Raw genomic sequence first — 2,681 nt, forward strand, 5'->3', positions numbered from 1 at the left:
ACGCCACCCCCGTGGGTGTCGGCGGGCGCACCGGCGGTCTCGGACCGGCCGGCGGGCCGGAGGTCGAGCGCGGTGACGGGGTGCCAGGCGGCGTGGGCCGCGTCGCTGCCGGCCCGCGGGTCGGGCAGGTCCGGGGCGAAGGCGAGGTAGGCGACGGAGACGACGTGCATCCGGGGGTCGCGGTCGGGTGCGCCGTAGCTGCCGAGCTGTTCGAGGTGGATCCGGCTGAGGGCGGCCTCGGCGGCGGCCGTGCCGTGCAGGCCGGTCTCCTCGGCGAGCTCGCGGGCGGCGGCCTCTTCGAGGCTCTCCTCGCCGGCCCGCAGGAAGCCGCCGGGCAGCGCCCAGTGCCCCCGGTGGGGCGGGAGGGCGCGCTCGACGAGCAGGACGTGCAGGCGGCCGTGGCGCAGGGTCAGGGCGACGACGTCGACCGTGACGGCGACCGGGGCGTAGGCGCGCGGGTCGTAGGCGGCGAGCCACTCCTGCTCGGTGGTCTCCACGGTGCGCGCTCCTCTCCCCCGCCGGGGCCCGCCGCACGGTGCGGGCGTCCTTCTCGGGCTGAGCACAACGTAGCGATCACTTGTCTCTGCGGCAAATGGTTTTCCCCATCGACGGGAGGCCGTCCCGGCCCGGGCGGCTTCTAGGCTGTGACCGGGAGCGTCACCCGGAGGAGGCCGTGATGTCGGAGTTCGCCGCCGCGCTGGCGGACGGGCCGCTGGTGCTGGACGGCGGGCTGTCCGACCGGCTGGAGGCGGACGGGTACGACCTGTCGGACGCGCTGTGGTCGGCCCGGCTGCTGGCGGACGCGCCGGAGGCGGTGCTGGCGGCGCACCGGGCGTACTTCGCGGCGGGCGCGCGGGTCGCGATCGGGGCGAGCTACCAGGCGAGCTTCGCGGGGTTCGCCCGCCACGGGGTGGACCGGGCCGGCGCGGCGCGGCTGCTGGCGCGGAGCGTGGAGCTGGCCCGGGAGGCGGCGCGGGGGCTGCCGGGGCCGCGCCGGTGGGTGGCGGCGTCGGTCGGGCCGTACGGGGCGGTGCTGGCGGACGGGTCGGAGTACCGGGGCCGGTACGGGCTGTCCCCGGCCGCGCTGGAGGCGTTCCACCGGCCGCGGCTGGAGGTGCTGGCGGCGGCGGGGGCGGACGTGCTGGCCCTGGAGACGGTGCCGGACGTCGAGGAGGCGCGGGTGCTGCTGCGGGCGGTGCGCGGGCTGGGCGTGCCGGTCTGGCTGTCGTTCGCCGCGGCGGGCGGGCTGACCCGGGCCGGGCAGCCGCTGGCGGAGGCCTTCGCGCTGGCGGCCGGGGCGGACGAGGTGGTGGCGGTCGGGGTGAACTGCTGCGCGCCCGCGGACGCGGACCGGGCGGTGGGCCTGGCGGCGCGGGTGTCCGGCAAGCCGGTGGTGGTCTACCCGAACAGCGGGGAGGGCTGGGACGCGGCGGCCGGGGCGTGGTGCGGCGAGCCGTCCTTCACGGCGGACCGGGTGGCCGGCTGGCTGGCGGACGGGGCCCGGCTGGTGGGCGGCTGCTGCCGGGTCGGCCCGGACGGGATCCGGGCGGTGGCCGCCGAGGTCGCGGCGGCGGGCGGCGGGACGCCCTGACGCCGGCCGGAGGCCCTGGCGCCGGCGGCCCGCCCCGGCCGTCGTACCGTACGGGGGCGCGTCCGGCGGGCCGGGGCGGGGTTACCGAGGGGGAAGGTGCACGGACCGGGGGCGGCCTGGCAGACTCGTGCCGTCACCACCGCGGTCGACATTGTCGACCGCCTGTCAGCGCGGAGGTTCCCATGCCCGGCCCGATCCAGTCGCTTTCCCGGGCCGCCGCGATCATGCGACTGCTGGCCGGCGGCGAACGCCGCCTGGGCCTGTCGGAGGTCGCGACGGCACTGGGCCTGGCCAAGGGCACCGCGCACGGCATCCTGCGCACCCTCCAGCAGGAGGGGTTCGTCGAGCAGGATCCGGAGAGCGGCAAGTACCAGCTGGGCGCCGAGCTGCTGCGGCTCGGCCAGAGCTACCTGGACGTCCACGAGCTGCGGGCGCGGGCCCTGGTGTGGGCGGACGACCTGGCCCGGGCGGCCGGGGAGACCGTCTACCTGGGGGTGCTGCACCAGCAGGGGGTGCTGGTCGTGCACCACGTGTTCCGGCCGGACGACACCCGGCAGGTGCTGGAGGTCGGCTCGATGCAGCCGCTGCACTCGACCGCGCTGGGCAAGGTGCTGCTGGCGTACGACCCGGTGGCGCGCGGCGAGCTGGGCGACGGGCCGTACGAGTCGTACACCGCGCGGACGCTGACCGCGACGGCCGACGTGGACGCCGAGGCGGCGTTGACCCGGGAGCGGGGCTGGGCGGACTCGATCGAGGAGACCTGGGAGGGCGTGGCCTCGATCGGCGCGCTGATCCAGGACCGGCGGCGCAACCCGGTGGGCGCGGTCTGCATCAGCGGCGCGGTGGAGCGGGTCTGCGAGGACGGCTTCGTCCGGCCCCCGCTGGTCGCGTCGGTGCGCAGCGCCGCGCGCGCGATCTCCCGGGACCTGGGCGCCGGGCGGTTCTGACCGGGCCGCGGGCCGGCCCCCTCCCGCCCCCGGACGACCGGGGGAACGTTCACGCAGAGGCGGGGGGGGCCGGCGAGACCCACACCCCGCCCAAGCGCATTTAAAAAAACAAAAAAATAAAAACAAAGGGCACGCACGGGCAC

At 77.4% G+C, this 2,681-nt stretch carries 3 protein-coding genes; 2 read left to right on the plus strand and 1 reads right to left on the minus strand.

From position 1 onward, the window contains the following. A partial coding sequence (locus ACFCX4_RS35765) for an NUDIX domain-containing protein (protein ID WP_376151572.1) occupies positions 1-497 on the minus strand: 497 nt, incomplete at its 3' end. A 179-nt stretch (positions 498-676) separates the two neighbouring features. Between ACFCX4_RS35765 and mmuM the strand changes: the two genes are divergently transcribed. Together mmuM and ACFCX4_RS35775 are read left to right on the plus strand one after the other, a co-directional pair. Next, entirely contained in the window at positions 677-1,591 is a 915-nt protein-coding gene (mmuM, locus tag ACFCX4_RS35770; RefSeq protein ID WP_376151574.1) for a homocysteine S-methyltransferase, read from the plus strand. Positions 1,592-1,773: 182 nt separating this feature from the next. Then, positions 1,774-2,538 (plus strand): IclR family transcriptional regulator, encoded by a 765-nt coding sequence (locus ACFCX4_RS35775; protein ID WP_376151576.1) that lies wholly within the window; start codon positions 1,774-1,776, stop codon positions 2,536-2,538. Positions 2,539-2,681: the final 143 nt, after the last annotated feature.

Source organism: Kitasatospora sp. NPDC056327 (assembly GCF_042261735.1).
In the GTDB taxonomy this organism is placed as follows: Bacteria; Actinomycetota; Actinomycetes; order Streptomycetales; family Streptomycetaceae; genus Kitasatospora.